Origin of the sequence: Cutibacterium namnetense (genome assembly GCF_001642025.1) — a bacterium.
Lineage (GTDB): Bacteria > Actinomycetota > Actinomycetes > Propionibacteriales > Propionibacteriaceae > Cutibacterium > Cutibacterium namnetense.
Genome location: NZ_LWHO01000001.1, coordinates 477,380 through 491,868, shown reverse-complemented (window position 1 = coordinate 491,868; position 14,489 = coordinate 477,380). Strand labels below are relative to the sequence as shown.

Genomic DNA, 14,489 nt, shown 5'->3' with positions numbered 1-14,489 from the left:
TTGAGCGTATATGTGGGGCCACCTTCTGCCGCCCCACTACAGCATCAGAACTAACACCCTCATAGGAGAAACACCGCCGAGATAGATCCGACTCGTTCGGGCGACGGCCCCTCGTCGATATACCGCCCGTACCCTCTTGAAACCGATAGAGTCTTCCCCGTCGTCGAATAGGAGGATCCGCGTGGCAACGCTCAGTGATGTAGCAGCACGGGCAGGAGTGTCCTTAGCCACAGCTTCTCGGGTCCTCAACGGATCGACACATCGGACGGTCCGCCCGCAGCTACGTCAACGTGTCCTCGAGGCAGCAGCTGAATTAGGGTACGTCCCCAACAGGGCCGCCCAAGCCATGGCGCGGGGACGCACCGACGTGATCTGCCTGATCGTCGCATCAATCGCGGACCCCTATTTCTCCTCGATTGCGGCCGGCGTCAGCCGCGAGGCTCATTCCCATGGTCTGCGCGTAACCATCTGCGAAGCTGACGGTTCAGACAAGTCGAGCCTTGAGGTTATCGACGACGCCTCCAGCCAGCAGGCCGCAGCCCTCATTGTCGTTGGCGGTACTATCCCCTCAACCCCCGTTGTGAGGAATGCTCTGTCACAATTCATGAACCGCACCGGCTCCCCAGTTCTATCTATCGGCACTTCAGATCTTCCCACGGAGACTCGAGGTGTCGAGGTTGATAACCGTGCCGCAGCGGCTGACCTCGCCGGAATGATGCTCCAGTTCGGCTATCGCGATATCTCGGTCATTACGGCTCCGGCCACCGTCCCGGCATCACACCTGCGTGCCGAAGGTTTCACCCACATCGTCCGAAAGGCTGGCGGAACGGTACGCGAGATCATCGAGACTACCCTCAGTAGGCAGGGCGGCATCGACGCAATGAACCATATCCTGGCCTCGGCTACCCGCCCACAGTTGGTCTTTGCCACTGCCGACATCATGGCAGTGGGAGCCCTCGCCGCGGCACGGACGGCGGGTGTGGTGGTACCCAATGACATCGCACTGTGCGGTTTCGACGATATCCCCACCCTCGCCGATATCGTTCCCAGCCTGACTACGGTACACATTGACCTCGAAGAACTCGGACGCAGGGCGACTCGTCTACTTGTTTCCCCCACGGAGCCGATTCCCACAACCATGCCGACGTCGATCATGATCCGGGAATCCACCCCCAACCTCATAATTTCTCGCGCATGACGCCATTACCTAGTGCGCAATACGGTCCACCAAAATTCAGAGTGCTCCCAGGTTCAATAACCTGACTCATCGCCATCACCATGACAACTCGTTAGCGCCTCTCACTTGCACTGATAGTGGCACCGGACCCATAATCGGCACGGTCGCCGCAGACTAATTATCACGCTTCTCGACGCCACGCCTTTAAGAGGTATGCCACATAGCAGGGCTACTTCATCGTTCCCTGGCTCACTGATCCGTGCAGTTGCCGCTGGAAGATGACGTAGACCACCAGCACTGGGATAACGGTCAGCGTAACGGATGCGAAGAGAGCACCAAAATCGACCTCATATCCCATCTTAGTGGCGAAGGAAGCCAACCCCTGAGAAAGCACGTAATTTTCCTCATTACTGTTGATGGCTATCGGAATAAGGTACTGGTTCCACAGCCCCAGAAAGTTAAAGATTGCAACCGAGGCAAATCCTGGTTTGGCCATCGGAAGCATAACACGGAAAAAGATCTTCCACTCTCCTGCACCATCGATCCGTGCCGCTTCGTAGACTTCAAAGGGAAGGGTCTTAAAGAAGGCATAGAGGAAGAAAACAGTGAAAGGGAGAGCAAAAGCCACATAAGTGACTACGAGTCCTGTTACAGTGTTCGTCAGCTCGAGGTTCTTTAGGGTGAAGAACAGGGGAACTACTGCCAGAAATATTGGGAACGTATTTCCCGCAAGCATCAACATATAGATGATTTTGTTGCCACGAAACCTATACCTCGCCAAAACATAAGAACACATTGCCCCCAGAATCATAACAACCGCCAAAGCGCTGAATACGACGACGATAGTATTGAGAAAGTAATCACCTATGTGGGCTTCGCTCCATGCGTTGGAAAAATTATCCCAATGGGGTTTTCTAGGCCAAGAGAACGGCGATGAAAAAATCTCCGATGTTGATTTGAAGGAACTTACGAAAGTCCACATCAAGGGCAACACGACGATAATCGTCCAGGTCACCAACATGATGTGGGACATAGCAGAAAAGACTTTGTCACCCTTGGTGGGTTTTGAGTGCCGAATAGGGATACCAGACGCGCCAAGACTTGTTCTAATCATGCCAGAGTCACCGAGTCCTTCCCTCCAGTGAGGCGACTAACCAGACCGACGATGCCAGCGAACGTCAGAGTGAAAAGGCAGATAACGACGCCTTGTGCACACGCGAGACCGTATCGGGCATTCTGAAATGAATCCCACAGTTGCTGACTCATGACTAGTGTGGAATTATCTGGACCCCCAAACGGATTAAGTACGCTCATGTATACGAAGGCATCCAGGGAAACAATTCCCAGATATATCCATGCCGTCTGGATATTATCACGAATCAGCGGGACCATTATCTTCACAGCAACCCTAAAACGTCCAGCGCCGTCAATCTTCGCTGCCTCAAAGATCTCAGAAGGAATCGATTTAATTGCGGCAACAAAAAGCAACATATAAAACCCGATGTATCCCCACAGCATGATGAAGATCGACACGGGCATGGCGGTGGACCTCTCACCCAGCCAGGCAAAGTTGTCGAATCCCCCGAGCCCAGCACCTTTAAGCAAACCATTCACTAACCCGTGTGACGGGTCGAGCAGCTGCGACCACAACAGGCCGATGACAACGGCCGGTACGCAGTATGGGAAGAACGACACCACGCGATAGAACCCCGATCCCCTAAGACCACGGATTTGCCCATGGCTGGAACCGCCGACCGTCAGCATGGTCGCTAGGGCGAGGGCTGAGACGATGGCCACGAGGGGCACGAAGACGCACAAGATTACATTGTTTAGCATGGCTCGTCTAAATAGCGGATCAGCGAAAAGGATTCTGTAGTTTTCCAGGCCGACAATCTTGAACTTCATCGAGAAGCCGCCCCAGTCCGTCAACGAATAGTAGAGGGCCTGAAGAAAAGGCGATATAACGAAGACCAAGTAGATTGTCAATGGAACTCCAAGGAACACCACGAAGAAACTAATCCTGTCGAAACTCCAGCGACGATGATTTCGACGACGTGGGGTGTCCACAACAACCTTTCCCTCTTCGGCATCCTGCGACCCATGCATAGCGATGACCGGACTCCTCATGGACGATTCCTTGATCTTAGATTCACCGTGCCTCACTTGAAGGTGACCTTCTTGACGGAGCTGTCCTTGGCTACCTTCTCCGAAATGGTCTGCATGGCCTCAGTGATTTCGGCAACCGATTTCTTGCCCGATAGAAAGTCATTCCATGGAACGAGATTTTCCTTTGTCATGCCGTAGAAGGTGGGGAACTGGATAGGGAACAGCTTATCCCCGGCTGCATCGAGCATCTTGCCCAAGGACTTAAGGGCGGTCGATCCGAAACCGTCGTCGGGAATGGTGCCTTTGACGATAGTGGGGGCCTTGGCAGTCTTGACGAAGTTGGTGGTGGCTTCCTTCGACAGCATGGCGCGCATGAACTCCTTGCCTGCCCCCGGGTTCTTGGACGCACTCGGGAAAAGAAATGCCTCCCGTGGCCCGGCGTGCAGCGCTTCATGGCCCATGGATGGAGAGGCTGTCACGGACGGTTCGGGGCAGCCCATCATGTCGAATCCTTCCTTGGTCTGAGACTCCATCTCGTTGGCGATCCACGACCCCGAAGGGTAGAACAGAGCCGCTTCGTCGTGGCACCACTGTGCCTGGGCTGCGGTGAACTGGGTCCCGGCGCCGCCAGGCTTCATATATCCCTTGTCGATGATCTGCTTGAGTGAGTTGAGAGCGGCCTGCATGGGCTCTTGGAACCACGCCCTGGGCCTGAGGTTCTCGAAGTTGAGCCGGACCTCATTACCGCCCTCCTTAATGGCCGATCCAAGGACCAGGAACATGTAGTAGTCGGCAGCCTCCTTACCAAAGAGGAAGAGGTATTTCCCTGCCCTCTTAGCCTCGGCTCCGAGCTTGATGCAATCCTCCCAAGTCTTCGGTGCTTGCCAGCCTTGTTTGGCGAAGAGGGACCCGGAGTACCACAGACAATAGGCGGTCATCACGTAGTTGAGTTCGACGAACTTACCATCGTAGGTTCCAACGTCTTTGACGCCTGCGTAGAGAGTGTCGGAGATCGTGGTGCCCTCGAGATTCTGAGCGGCCAGCAGATCGTCGACGGTATCGAGCTGGCCAAGGATGGCCGAGACCTTAATGCGTCCGGAGCCGGCATTGTCGAGGACATCAGGCGGATTGCCGTCGGCGAACCGGGGCTGGAGTTCCTGACCGATATGGTTCGACGCCTTCACTGATATCGAGGTCATTTTGGGCCACTTCTCCTTCATGACCTTCGCGGCGTACTCGCAATAGGCAATCCCGTAGCCGCCGTTGAAGATCACGGCGTCGAGCTTGGCATCCTTAGCCATACCGAACGGATTGTCCTTGGTCTTGGCGACAGCAGATCCGCCTTTGACGTCATCGTCTCCACCGCCAGTGCCTGCGGCGCACGAGGACAGCAGACCCGCGAGCGGTGCGGCTGCCGCAGCGGCCCCCAAGCCTTTGATGAAGCCGCGACGCGGGAAGATGAACTGGCTCATGTCAATGTCTCCTCATCCGTGGCCCGCCGACATTGGTGGACCTACAACCCATCGTTGGGCCCCGACGATGCCGAGGGCTTGCCGTCAGGATGGGCTTTGCTTCGGTGCAGGCACCACCGTACAACATATCCACTCGAATGGAAACCGCTTACCCACCATTGACTCAGGGAGCTGACCGCCACCATCGCAGGTGACAGAGCATCATCACCACATATTGACGAAGCTTCCCATCGTGTCTATGATGGAAAGCGCTTGCCACACCAAGGGCGGTGCGGCCAATCTCGCAGGAGACACCAATGACGCAGACCGACAGGACCATCCGCATCGCGATGAACGGTGTGACGGGTCGCATGGGGTACCGACAACATCTCGTCAGATCGATCCTCGCCATTCGGGATCAGGGGGGCGTCACAGCCCCCGACGGCACGACGATCCAGGTCGAGCCCATCCTCGTCGGGCGCAACGAGGCGAAACTGCGTCATATCGCCCAGACTCACGGACTCGAGGAGATTTCCACCGACATCGACACCGTCATGACCCGCGACGACGTCGACGTTTACTTCGATGCCCAAACAACCTCGCGACGACATCAAGCCTTGCGCCAGGCCATCGAGGCTGGAAAACACGTCTACACCGAGAAACCCACCGCCGGAACCCTTGACCAAGCCATTGAGCTGGCCACCCTCGCACGTCGTCGCGGCATCATTGACGGAGTCGTCCACGACAAGCTCTACCTTCCCGGGCTAGTGAAGCTGCGTCGCCTAGTCGATATGGGATTCTTTGGACGCATCCTTTCCATGCGTGGGGAGTTCGGCTACTGGGTCTGGGAGGGCACCGACATCCCCGCCCAACGTCCATCCTGGAATTATCGCAAGACCTCCGGCGGCAGCATTACCACCGACATGTTCCCGCATTGGAGCTACGTCATCGAGGGCCTCATCGGCCCAATCCACGACGTCTACTCTCAAACCGCCACCCATATCAGCGAGCGGATCGACGAGGCCGGAAAGATCTACACCGCCGACGCCGACGATGCGGCTTACGCCATCTTCAACGCCACGACATCATCGGGGGATCCGGTCGTCGTGCAGATGAACTCCTCCTGGGACACCCGCGTGTTCCGCGAAGAACTGGTCGAATTCCAAATCGACGGCACCGCCGGTTCGGCCGTGGCAGGGCTATTCGAATGCGTCTGCCAGCCGCGCGGCGTTACTCCCCGGCCCACCTGGAACCCCGACCTGCCTGACATCCACGACTACATGTCCATGTGGCAAAGGGTCCCCAGCAACGGAACTGCCCCAGATGGCTCAATCGAGAACGGATTCAAAGCGCAGTGGGAGGAATATCTCATTGACGTTGCCGCCGGTAGCAGACACCGTTTCGACCTGGTTTCGGGGGCACGCGGTGTTCAGCTGGCCCAGCTTGGTCTGCTCTCGGCAGAGCAGGGGCGTCGTATCAACGTCCCCGAGATTACTGTGGAGGCATAAGTGGGTGATCTGTCGATGCTGTCGCTTAACACCGCGACAGCCAAATACGCGTCCTTGGCCGAGTGCGCGTCGGCGTGTGCCGAAGCGGGTCTGGGATGGATCGGACCCTGGCGTAATCGCATCCAAGAGGTGGGATCCGCCGATGCCGCCAAGATCATCTCCGCCGTGGGGCTGAGTGTCTCGACGGTGTGCCGCGGTGGTTTCATCACCGCTACCGAACCCGATTCCCGGTCCCGGGCCATTGTCGAGAACACGCGAGCGATCGAGGAGGCCGAGGCGCTGGGGGCTCGGGAACTCGTCATGGTCGTCGGTGGGCTGCCCGCCGGGGACAAGAACCTCGTCTCGGCCCGCGAGCGGGTCGCCCAACGCTTGGGCGATCTGGTTCCTATCGCTCACGACCATGGTGTGCGTCTGGCACTGGAGCCAATGCACCCCCTGTTCACCGCAGACCGTGGCGTCCTCGCCACCATCGGACAATCCCTGGACATAGCCGAACAGTTCGAACCCGAGGAGGTTGGCGTCGTTGTCGACACATACCACATCTGGTGGGATCCAGATGCACATGAGTCCATCGAGCGAGCTGGGCGCCAAGGTCGCATCTCGACATATCAGATATGTGATTGGATCCTTCCGCTGACTGCAAATACTCTTAATTCCAGGGGTTTACCAGGGGACGGATACATCGACTTCCCCACTATCACAAGATGGGTGTCCGAGGCCGGATACACCGGCCCCGTTGAAGTCGAAATCTTCAACGAGAACCTGTGGATTCAGCCCGTCCGCCAGATCGTCGACGCCATTTCCGCACGATACGTGGACCTCGTCGAGCCATATCTGTGACCGTGTCCATACTCGTCCATGGATTCATCTTGTGAACCGTCGGCATGTAAATCATCACCACACGCGATAATGGAACTAACATGGTGGGTACCTATTATCACGCGACCAGGTATCCATTTCGTCCGTAACGGCATCACCCGCGACGCGTCATCACGGGATATGAAACGTCACCCCAACAACCACTCCACCTCGTTAAGCAGGTACCTGCGTCGGGTTTCCGACATATAGGAGCGTCTATCGTGACCCATGGCGTCATAGACGACGTTGCTCCCATGAGCCCAACCCATCACCTGCCATTGTTCGCTGAGTTCGTGATGGATGAGGGGGACGGAGTCCTCGTGAACGTCGAGGTCAGAGTACCTTTCGTCGTAGGCGGTGACAACATCGAGTCCCTGCCAGACCGAGTGCCCCTCGGCACCGGGAACCTTCTCGAAAGTGGCAATGCACCGTTGCGGATGCCAGCTGGTACCGCGCACCCACTGGCCCCCCAAAAGCTCGGGCCAGTCAGACCAGTCAGGGAAGCAATTCGCGGCAGTGTGGACAGCCAGGACCCGACCCCCGTCACGAATCCACTGCCCGAAATCGTGCTGAGCGGCAGCCCATTTACCGTCATACTCCAGTGCCACCTCTACGTTGCCTCCGAGGTTAACGATGACCAGGTCGAGATCGTCCAGACCCGACAGACAGGACGGGTCGTCGTCACGCACCTCCACACGATAACCGGCGCCCCGGAGGATATCGCGAATCGCCGACGAACTCTCAGCGAAGGGGTGCCATGGATCGGTGTAGCGACCATGGCCGGAAAGAATCCTGATGGATGCCACGATTTCTCCTTCATCGTTGCGACTTGTGTATTCCGAGAGTATGGTGCTAGTTTTCTGCGACGCCTGTGGGGCCTTGAGTCAGAGGGATCCTCCATCGTCACTCGGACGTGATCAATGGACGTCGCATGGTCAGTGAATGTTGTGATCCTTGCGGTAGCCTCTCCAGACATTCTCGAAGAACTCGTCCTCGCCGGGTATCGGACGCACAGGATCCCACTGAATACCATATTCGTGGCCGTCTGGAGCTAGCCACACCCGTTGGGTCACACCGTGGTGTTGTCTGGAGTCGAGGCGATGACGAAAGATCTCCTCGACGTCGAGTTGGCTGCCGTCGGACCACCACGAGACGGGAAGAGCCCCATCGGGATCGGTGTAGAGCACCGATCCGCGTGAACCGACCCCATGGTCCAGATAATCAATCATGGCCGCCACGTAGACAGCCTGGGCATCGAGGATGTCTCGGACGAGGAAGAGCCGATCAACGCTGCGACGATTGGACGGATCAACACAGCACTCGTTGACGAGTTGACGACGCCACCGGTCGATCCGACCCTGGAGATGTTCCAAACCCTGGCGCGAGCGCACGAGACCGGCATGGTCACTCATAGCCCTGGTCGACACGGCCATGATGGAGTCTATGGGGCTGGCATCAGCGCCTTTACGAAAGCAGGCTCCATCAAGCAGGTCAACGGCCGCGGTAAGGGTAGCCGTGGCCAAGGCCCACCAGGTGTCGTCAATAGGCATCTCGCCGCTCTCGTGAGCTGCGATCCACTGTGCCGCTCGGGTAGCGCCCACCTGAGCTGAGTTGAGAGCCGCACCACCTGGACGCGCCACTCCGTGGGCTCCGGCCGCCTCACCGACCACGTACAGGCCGTCGATGGAGGAACGCCACCACGCGTTGACGTCGATACCACCATTGTTGTGCTGGGCGCACACCCCGATCTCCAAACGCTTAGAGGCCAGGTCGATCCCTGGATTGCGGTTCAGGTAGAGCTCGTAGGCGGGGAGGTTCATGTGACGCAACCGCTCGACGGGGCTCGGCAAGTCAAAGACTCCGGCCGATTTCAGGTAGCGTCGAGCCTCATCGTCGAGACGATGCGGGTCCCACCCAGGCTGGTTGACGCGAAAGTCAAGGAACACCCGGCGCCCCCGCATCACCGTCTCCCGGTATGTGAGAATGTCGATAAAACTTGATCCGTCGCGGACCTTGTCGACGTCGAACGGCCACTGGTAGCCCTTGCGGAAGACGAGACTGGTTAATGCACCAGGGTCGTTGATGACCTCAGACAAGTAAGCATGCTCAGTGCCGTCGGGATCCACCGAGACGAAGGACGGCACCACCTGCATATACGTTCCAGACACGTTCCATCGGGGACGCAAAGAGGACAGACCGAATTGAAACTCCGGTAGGTTGTGACCTACCGCTCCGGCCCGCAGGGCAGCCCCCATGGCTCCCCATTGCCCGTGCGGCCATACTGAGTCAGCGAACATTCCTGCAGGTCCTCCGGTAGCGAGGACGACATTTCGGGCTGCAATGAGGATAAAAGGGTAACCCTGGCCGACAGCGACATCACGGCGCAAACCCAGCAGTCCCACACATCGGGGGGTCTCCCCCGAACGATCAACGAGCAAGTCGACAAGGCGTATCGCTCCGAAGACCGGTGTGTGGTGTGACCGTACCCGCTGCTCGAGATGTTCGACCATCGATTGGGAGGTGAACGGCCCCGCCGAGGTGGCTCGCTGCCGCGGATCGTGGTCGGTCTTGTAACCGGAGAATTGCCCGTAGCGATCACTGGGGAACTCGACGCCGGCCTCGACAAGGTTATAGAAACAGCGCGCCGACATCGCAGCCTCAACTAAGGCAATGTCCCCATCCATGGCTCCCCCGTCAAAGAGCGTACGGGCCATCGCTCCCACCGAGTCGGGCCCATTCCCTGACAGGGTCGGCTTGTAGTAAGTCTGTTTGTCGGAGCCTGCATTGCGCGATGTCCCGGCGTTAACCTTGTCGGCAACGACGATGACGTCATCCTGACCAAACTGGGCCAACCGGTCAGCAGCGCAATACCCGGCAGACCCGGTGCCGATGACGACAGTGTTGACTTGAACGACGGGTACTTCGAGGCCTTCGAGGCACATCGTGGAGTGATCCATGTCACGCACCTTGTTCACAGTCTCGCGATGTGCATGCCGCCATCGACGTTGATCACCTCGCCGACCGAATACCTCATCGACCCGATAGCCAGAGCAACGACTGCTGCTGCAACGTCCTCTGGAAGGCCCCACCTTCGCATTGGCGCCAAATCCTCAGCCAACAGTCGGTCGTACTTCTCCTTGACAGACGCAGTCATGTCGGTAGCGATGACTCCGGGACGCACCTCATTGACGAGGACCCCCTCGGGGGCGAGTCTCGCAGCCCACAGCTGAGTGGCCATGGAAACTCCTGCCTTAGAAATGCAATATTCGCCACGATTAAGGCTTGCCATCGCCGAGGAGCACGATGCGACGTTGACGATAGCCCCGGCAAGACCGTCAGTGGTGTTGGTAGTGCCAGTGCCACGTTGGTCGATAAATTTTCGGGCTACGGCTTGGGTAAGAAAGTAGGGGCCGCGCAGGTTGATCCCCATGACACGATCGAAGGATTCTACGGTGGCATTAAGGATATCGTCGCGGCTGGCGGGCGCGACTCCGGCATTGTTGACGAGCACGTCAATGCGCCCCCATTTGGCCACGGCGTCAGTGATAAAACGCTCGTGAACCGATAGATCGGAGACGTCCCCTCTAGTGTGGCCGACCTCACCAAGCCGAGCCATCTCGTCGAGTAGCTCTGCCGATGGTTGGCTTCGCGACAGGATCTGGACCGCGTATCCATGGCACAGCATCGCCTTGGTGATGGCTAGGCCAATGCCCCGGTTCCCGCCGGTGACCAGTGCAACTTTCGTCATACCGACTCCCTCGTCGTACATCGTTGGCGTGCGTGATGCTCAGTATTGCTGTTCTCGACGTCTTCGGCAAGCGCTTACCACAGAAGGTCAGGTCCATGGTTGAATGGGGTACAAACCTGTCAATCGCCCCATCCACAACCGTCCGATACGGCACTGATTGGATCGACCACGGGAAACCGTGGCAAGTCCTCGAGACAATCGATGCCTCCGGCGTAGAAATCTGACAAACCCCCAACGTCGGAGATCACAAGTGAGCAACGAAGCACTCGACAAAGTCCTGGCGAACCTCATCATCCCGGTAGTCGTCATTCATGACGCCGCCACTACCCCAGCCGTCACGGACGGGTTGGTCGTCGGCGGCCTTCCCGTCGCCGAAGTAACTTTCCGTACTGATGCCGCCCCTGCCGCCATCGAGTCCATGGCCAGCGACGGCCGGATCATTGTCGGCGCCGGAACCGTCATCAGCGCGCGTCAGGTCGATGAGGCGGTGGGCGCCGGGGCAACTTTCGTCGTCTCCCCCGGCCTCTCCCGCGAGGTCGTCGATCGGTGCCGACACCATGCCATACCAGTCCTGCCGGGGGTCATCACCCCGACCGAAATTATGGCCGGAATCGACATGGGGCTCGATACTTTTAAGTTCTTCCCAGCCGGTATCTTCGGCGGTGCAGCCACCATCGTGTCGCTGGGAGGTCCCTTCCCGCACCTGCGCTTCGTCCCCACCGGAGGGGTCAAGCCACGCAACCTCGCGGATTTCCTCTCTCGCCCCAATATTCCTGCCGTCGGAGGTACCTGGCTCACTCCGGCTGACGCCGTGGCCGCCCGCGACAGCCACGCCATCGCCAACCTAGCCCGCGAAGCCGCCCACAGCGCCCACCACATCGTCAAGGAGTAGTCATGACCAGCCCAGTCACCCTTCGCCCCGCAGATCAGTGCCGTTACGACGTCGTCTCCCTTGGTGAGGTAATGCTGCGGCTCGACCCGGGCGAGCGTCGCATCCGTACTGCTCGGTCCTTCGACGTCTGGGAGGGCGGCGGCGAATACAACGTCAGTCGCGGCTTATCCCGCGTCTTCGGTAAACACGCCGCCGTCATTACCAGCCTGGTTGACGATCCGGTTGGGCACCTCGCCGGTGACCTCATTGCTGCCGGTGGGGTCGACGACCAGTTCATCACCTGGGTGCCCTCCGACGGAGTCGGCCGCACAGTGCGTACCGGGCTCAACTTCACCGAGCGTGGCTTTGGTGTCCGTGGCGCTGTGGGCGTCTCCGACCGCGGCCACACTGCTGCCAGCCAGCTACGCGCCGAAGACATCGACGTCGACCGTCTTTTCGGTGAGCTGGGAGTGCGATGGCTGCACACCGGTGGCATCTACACCGCTTTGTCACAGACCAGCGCCCAGACTGCGAAGGCTGTCATGACGGCCGCCCACGCTAACGGCACCATCATCTCCTACGACCTCAACTACCGTCCGAGCTTGTGGAAATCGATCGGCGGCCAGGAGGAAGCACGCCGCGTCAACCGCGAGCTAGCGAGGCTGGTCGACGTCATGATCGGTAATGAGGAGGATTTCACGGCGTGTCTAGGATTCGAGGTGGAGGGCAACGACGAGAACCTCTCCCACCTCGACGTCGACTCGTATGCCACCATGATTGACAAGGTCGTCGAGGAGTTCCCGAATATCTCCGTCGTTGCTACGACCCTGCGTCAGGTGCGTACTGCTAGTTGTAACGACTGGTCAGCTATCGCGTGGTCGAAGGACACTGGTTTAGTTCGCTCGGTCGAACGCCCCGACCTGGAGATCCTCGACCGCGTTGGCGGCGGTGACTCCTTCGCCGCTGGCCTGGTGGCTGGCCTTATGGACACGGGAGACCTGCAGAAGGCCGTCGAGTGGGGAGCCGCCCACGGCGCTCTGGCCATGACGACCCCCGGCGACACCTCGATGGCCAGCCGCTGCGAAGTGCAATCGTTAGCGGCAGGCGGATCTGCAAGAGTGAAACGCTGATCCGATTCATGGCAGGACGGCAAGCCACTCGCCGTCCTTTCGGCCTATAGCCCCAATCAGCTCCTGGGGCGAGTAGATTCGTGCCTACCATCCCGTCATGACAGGAGCCATCCGTGAGTGAGTCCAGCGCCGTCGACCCCACCGCCCGTGACATTGCCGAGAAGCTAGCCCCGGCCTACCGCACCATGCTTGACGCGATCGCGCAGGTTGAACCGCGGATCGCGGAGGCCACCCGTGCTGAGCTCACCGACCAGCGTCATTCCCTCAAACTCATCGCTTCCGAGAACTACGCGTCCCTGCCAGTTTTGGCGACCATGGGTACCTGGTTCTCTGACAAGTACGCCGAGGGCACTGCTGGCCACCGGTTTTACGCCGGTTGCCAAAACGTTGACACTGTCGAGACGATCGCCGCCGAGCATGCTTGCGCCCTGTTCGGCGCCGAGCACGCCTATGTGCAGCCCCACTCCGGCATTGACGCCAATCTCACCGCCTATTGGACGATCCTCGCCCACCACATCGAGGCCCCGGCGCTGTCAGAGTTTGGTGCCCGCACCGTCAACGACCTCACTCAGGCTGACTGGGATACCCTGCGCCATCGTTTCAATGACCAGCGGGCGATCGGGATGAGCCTCGATACGGGTGGCCACCTCACCCATGGTTTCCGCCCTAACATCTCCGGAAAGATGTTCGACCAGCGCTCGTACGGCACCGATCCGCAGACTGGCCTGCTCGACTACGACAAAGTCGCCGAGCTCGCCCGCGAGTTCAAGCCACTTGTCATCGTCGCCGGATACTCCGCTTACCCGCGCCGCGTGAATTTCGCAACGATGCGCGAGATTGCCGACGAGGTCGGTGCTGTGCTCATGGTCGACATGGCCCACTTCGCTGGCCTGGTAGCTGGCAAGGTCTTTACTGGTGACGAGGACCCTGTTCCCCACGCCCAGGTCGTGACGACGACGACCCATAAGTCTCTACGGGGACCGCGCGGCGGCATGGTGCTGACGACCAAGGACTACGCCGACGACGTCGACCGCGGCTGCCCGATGGTGCTCGGCGGCCCGCTGTCGCACGTCATGGCTGCCAAGGCCGTCGCCCTGGCAGAAGCCCGCACCCAGGCCTTCCGCACCTACGCCCAGCGCGTCGCCGATAACTCGAAGGCGCTAGCCGAGGGACTCATGAAGCGGGGCGTCAAGCTCGTCACCGGCGGAACTGACAACCACATCAACCTGCTCGACGTCACCGCAAGCTTCGGGCTGACAGGCCGTCAGGCCGAGGCCGCCCTGCTGGACTCAGGTGTGGTCACCAACCGCAATTCCATTCCGGCTGACCCGAACGGCGCTTGGTACACCTCTGGCATACGCATCGGCACCCCGGCACTGACCTCTCGCGGATTCGGATCCGACGAATTCGATCAAGTTGCCGAGCTCATCGTCACTACCTTGAAAGCCACCACCCCGGTGACGGCCTCCACTGGCAAGCCTGGCAAGGCCAAGTACCAGATTGCCGACGGTGTGGCTCAGAAGGTCCATGACGCGGCCGACGAGCTGCTGGGCAATTTCCCCCTCTACCCAGGGTTGGATCTGGCCTGACGAGCCTCGGTTCGCGGATTCCGAGTTCGAGACTCCTCACCAGGTTTCTAC

General features: G+C 59.2%; 13 protein-coding genes. 7 read left to right on the top strand and 6 right to left on the bottom strand.

The window, feature by feature from the left end; genetic code table 11:
- Window positions 1–181: 181 nt before the first annotated feature.
- Window positions 182–1,198 (top strand): LacI family DNA-binding transcriptional regulator, encoded by a 1,017-nt coding sequence (locus A5483_RS02115; protein WP_153023067.1) that lies wholly within the window; start codon window positions 182–184, stop codon window positions 1,196–1,198.
- Between the two features lie 208 nt (window positions 1,199–1,406).
- On the opposite strand, the gene A5483_RS02110 is transcribed toward A5483_RS02115, so the two are convergent.
- The 3 genes from A5483_RS02110 to ngcE all read right to left on the bottom strand — a co-directional run bounded on the left by A5483_RS02110 (window position 1,407) and on the right by ngcE (window position 4,755).
- Complete coding sequence (locus A5483_RS02110; RefSeq protein WP_241497667.1) at window positions 1,407–2,198, bottom strand: carbohydrate ABC transporter permease; 792 nt, start codon at window positions 2,196–2,198, stop codon at window positions 1,407–1,409.
- Between the two features lie 89 nt (window positions 2,199–2,287).
- The gene (locus A5483_RS02105) at window positions 2,288–3,304 is read right to left on the bottom strand and encodes a carbohydrate ABC transporter permease (RefSeq protein WP_082863975.1); all 1,017 of its coding nucleotides are present in this window, start codon (window positions 3,302–3,304) and stop codon (window positions 2,288–2,290) included.
- A 32-nt stretch (window positions 3,305–3,336) separates the two neighbouring features.
- Entirely contained in the window at window positions 3,337–4,755 is a 1,419-nt protein-coding gene (gene ngcE, locus A5483_RS02100) for an N-acetylglucosamine/diacetylchitobiose ABC transporter substrate-binding protein (RefSeq protein WP_063810851.1), read from the bottom strand.
- Between the two features lie 296 nt (window positions 4,756–5,051).
- On the opposite strand from ngcE, the gene A5483_RS02095 reads away from it, so the two are divergent.
- Both A5483_RS02095 and A5483_RS02090 read left to right on the top strand, forming a co-directional pair.
- A complete protein-coding gene (locus A5483_RS02095; RefSeq protein ID WP_063810850.1) occupies window positions 5,052–6,242 on the top strand; it encodes a Gfo/Idh/MocA family protein in 1,191 nt (396 codons plus the stop codon).
- The gene (locus A5483_RS02090) at window positions 6,243–7,082 is read left to right on the top strand and encodes a sugar phosphate isomerase/epimerase family protein (protein WP_063810849.1); all 840 of its coding nucleotides are present in this window, start codon (window positions 6,243–6,245) and stop codon (window positions 7,080–7,082) included. It abuts the gene before it with no gap.
- Window positions 7,083–7,249: 167 nt separating this feature from the next.
- On the opposite strand, the gene A5483_RS02085 is transcribed toward A5483_RS02090, so the two are convergent.
- The 3 genes from A5483_RS02085 to A5483_RS02075 all read right to left on the bottom strand — a co-directional run bounded on the left by A5483_RS02085 (window position 7,250) and on the right by A5483_RS02075 (window position 10,848).
- Window positions 7,250–7,906: a ThuA domain-containing protein gene (locus tag A5483_RS02085; RefSeq protein WP_063810848.1), complete on the bottom strand. Its 657-nt coding sequence runs from the start codon at window positions 7,904–7,906 to the stop codon at window positions 7,250–7,252.
- A 129-nt stretch (window positions 7,907–8,035) separates the two neighbouring features.
- Window positions 8,036–10,057 carry an FAD-dependent oxidoreductase gene (locus tag A5483_RS02080; protein WP_063810847.1) on the bottom strand — a complete coding sequence of 674 codons (2,022 nt, stop codon included), beginning with the start codon at window positions 10,055–10,057 and terminating at the stop codon, window positions 8,036–8,038.
- 14 nt (window positions 10,058–10,071) lie between these two features.
- Window positions 10,072–10,848, bottom strand: a complete 777-nt coding sequence (locus A5483_RS02075; protein ID WP_063810962.1) for a 3-ketoacyl-ACP reductase — start codon at window positions 10,846–10,848, stop codon at window positions 10,072–10,074.
- A 35-nt stretch (window positions 10,849–10,883) separates the two neighbouring features.
- On the opposite strand from A5483_RS02075, the gene A5483_RS02070 reads away from it, so the two are divergent.
- From A5483_RS02070 to A5483_RS02055, 4 genes are all read left to right on the top strand, one after another.
- Window positions 10,884–11,072, top strand: coding sequence for a hypothetical protein (locus A5483_RS02070; protein ID WP_153023066.1), 189 nt, complete (start codon window positions 10,884–10,886; stop codon window positions 11,070–11,072).
- Window positions 11,073–11,098: 26 nt separating this feature from the next.
- Window positions 11,099–11,740 carry a bifunctional 4-hydroxy-2-oxoglutarate aldolase/2-dehydro-3-deoxy-phosphogluconate aldolase gene (gene eda / locus A5483_RS02065; RefSeq protein WP_063810845.1) on the top strand — a complete coding sequence of 214 codons (642 nt, stop codon included), beginning with the start codon at window positions 11,099–11,101 and terminating at the stop codon, window positions 11,738–11,740.
- Between the two features lie 2 nt (window positions 11,741–11,742).
- Window positions 11,743–12,849 (top strand): sugar kinase, encoded by a 1,107-nt coding sequence (locus A5483_RS02060; protein ID WP_063810844.1) that lies wholly within the window; start codon window positions 11,743–11,745, stop codon window positions 12,847–12,849.
- Between the two features lie 113 nt (window positions 12,850–12,962).
- Window positions 12,963–14,438, top strand: coding sequence for a glycine hydroxymethyltransferase (locus A5483_RS02055; RefSeq protein ID WP_002549536.1), 1,476 nt, complete (start codon window positions 12,963–12,965; stop codon window positions 14,436–14,438).
- Window positions 14,439–14,489: the final 51 nt, after the last annotated feature.

Bases quoted from the DNA above. Each gene is read 5' to 3' on its own strand.
- A5483_RS02110 (WP_241497667.1), bottom strand. From the start codon at position 2,198: ATGTTGGTGACCTGGACGATTATCGTCGTGTTGCCCTTGATGTGGACT.
- A5483_RS02105 (WP_082863975.1), bottom strand. From the start codon at position 3,304: ATGAGGAGTCCGGTCATCGCTATGCATGGGTCGCAGGATGCCGAAGAG.
- ngcE (WP_063810851.1), bottom strand. From the start codon at position 4,755: ATGAGCCAGTTCATCTTCCCGCGTCGCGGCTTCATCAAAGGCTTGGGG.
- A5483_RS02095 (WP_063810850.1), top strand. From the start codon at position 5,052: ATGACGCAGACCGACAGGACCATCCGCATCGCGATGAACGGTGTGACG.
- A5483_RS02080 (WP_063810847.1), bottom strand. From the start codon at position 10,057: ATGGATCACTCCACGATGTGCCTCGAAGGCCTCGAAGTACCCGTCGTT.
- A5483_RS02075 (WP_063810962.1), bottom strand. From the start codon at position 10,848: ATGACGAAAGTTGCACTGGTCACCGGCGGGAACCGGGGCATTGGCCTA.
- A5483_RS02070 (WP_153023066.1), top strand. From the start codon at position 10,884: ATGCTCAGTATTGCTGTTCTCGACGTCTTCGGCAAGCGCTTACCACAG.
- A5483_RS02060 (WP_063810844.1), top strand. From the start codon at position 11,743: ATGACCAGCCCAGTCACCCTTCGCCCCGCAGATCAGTGCCGTTACGAC.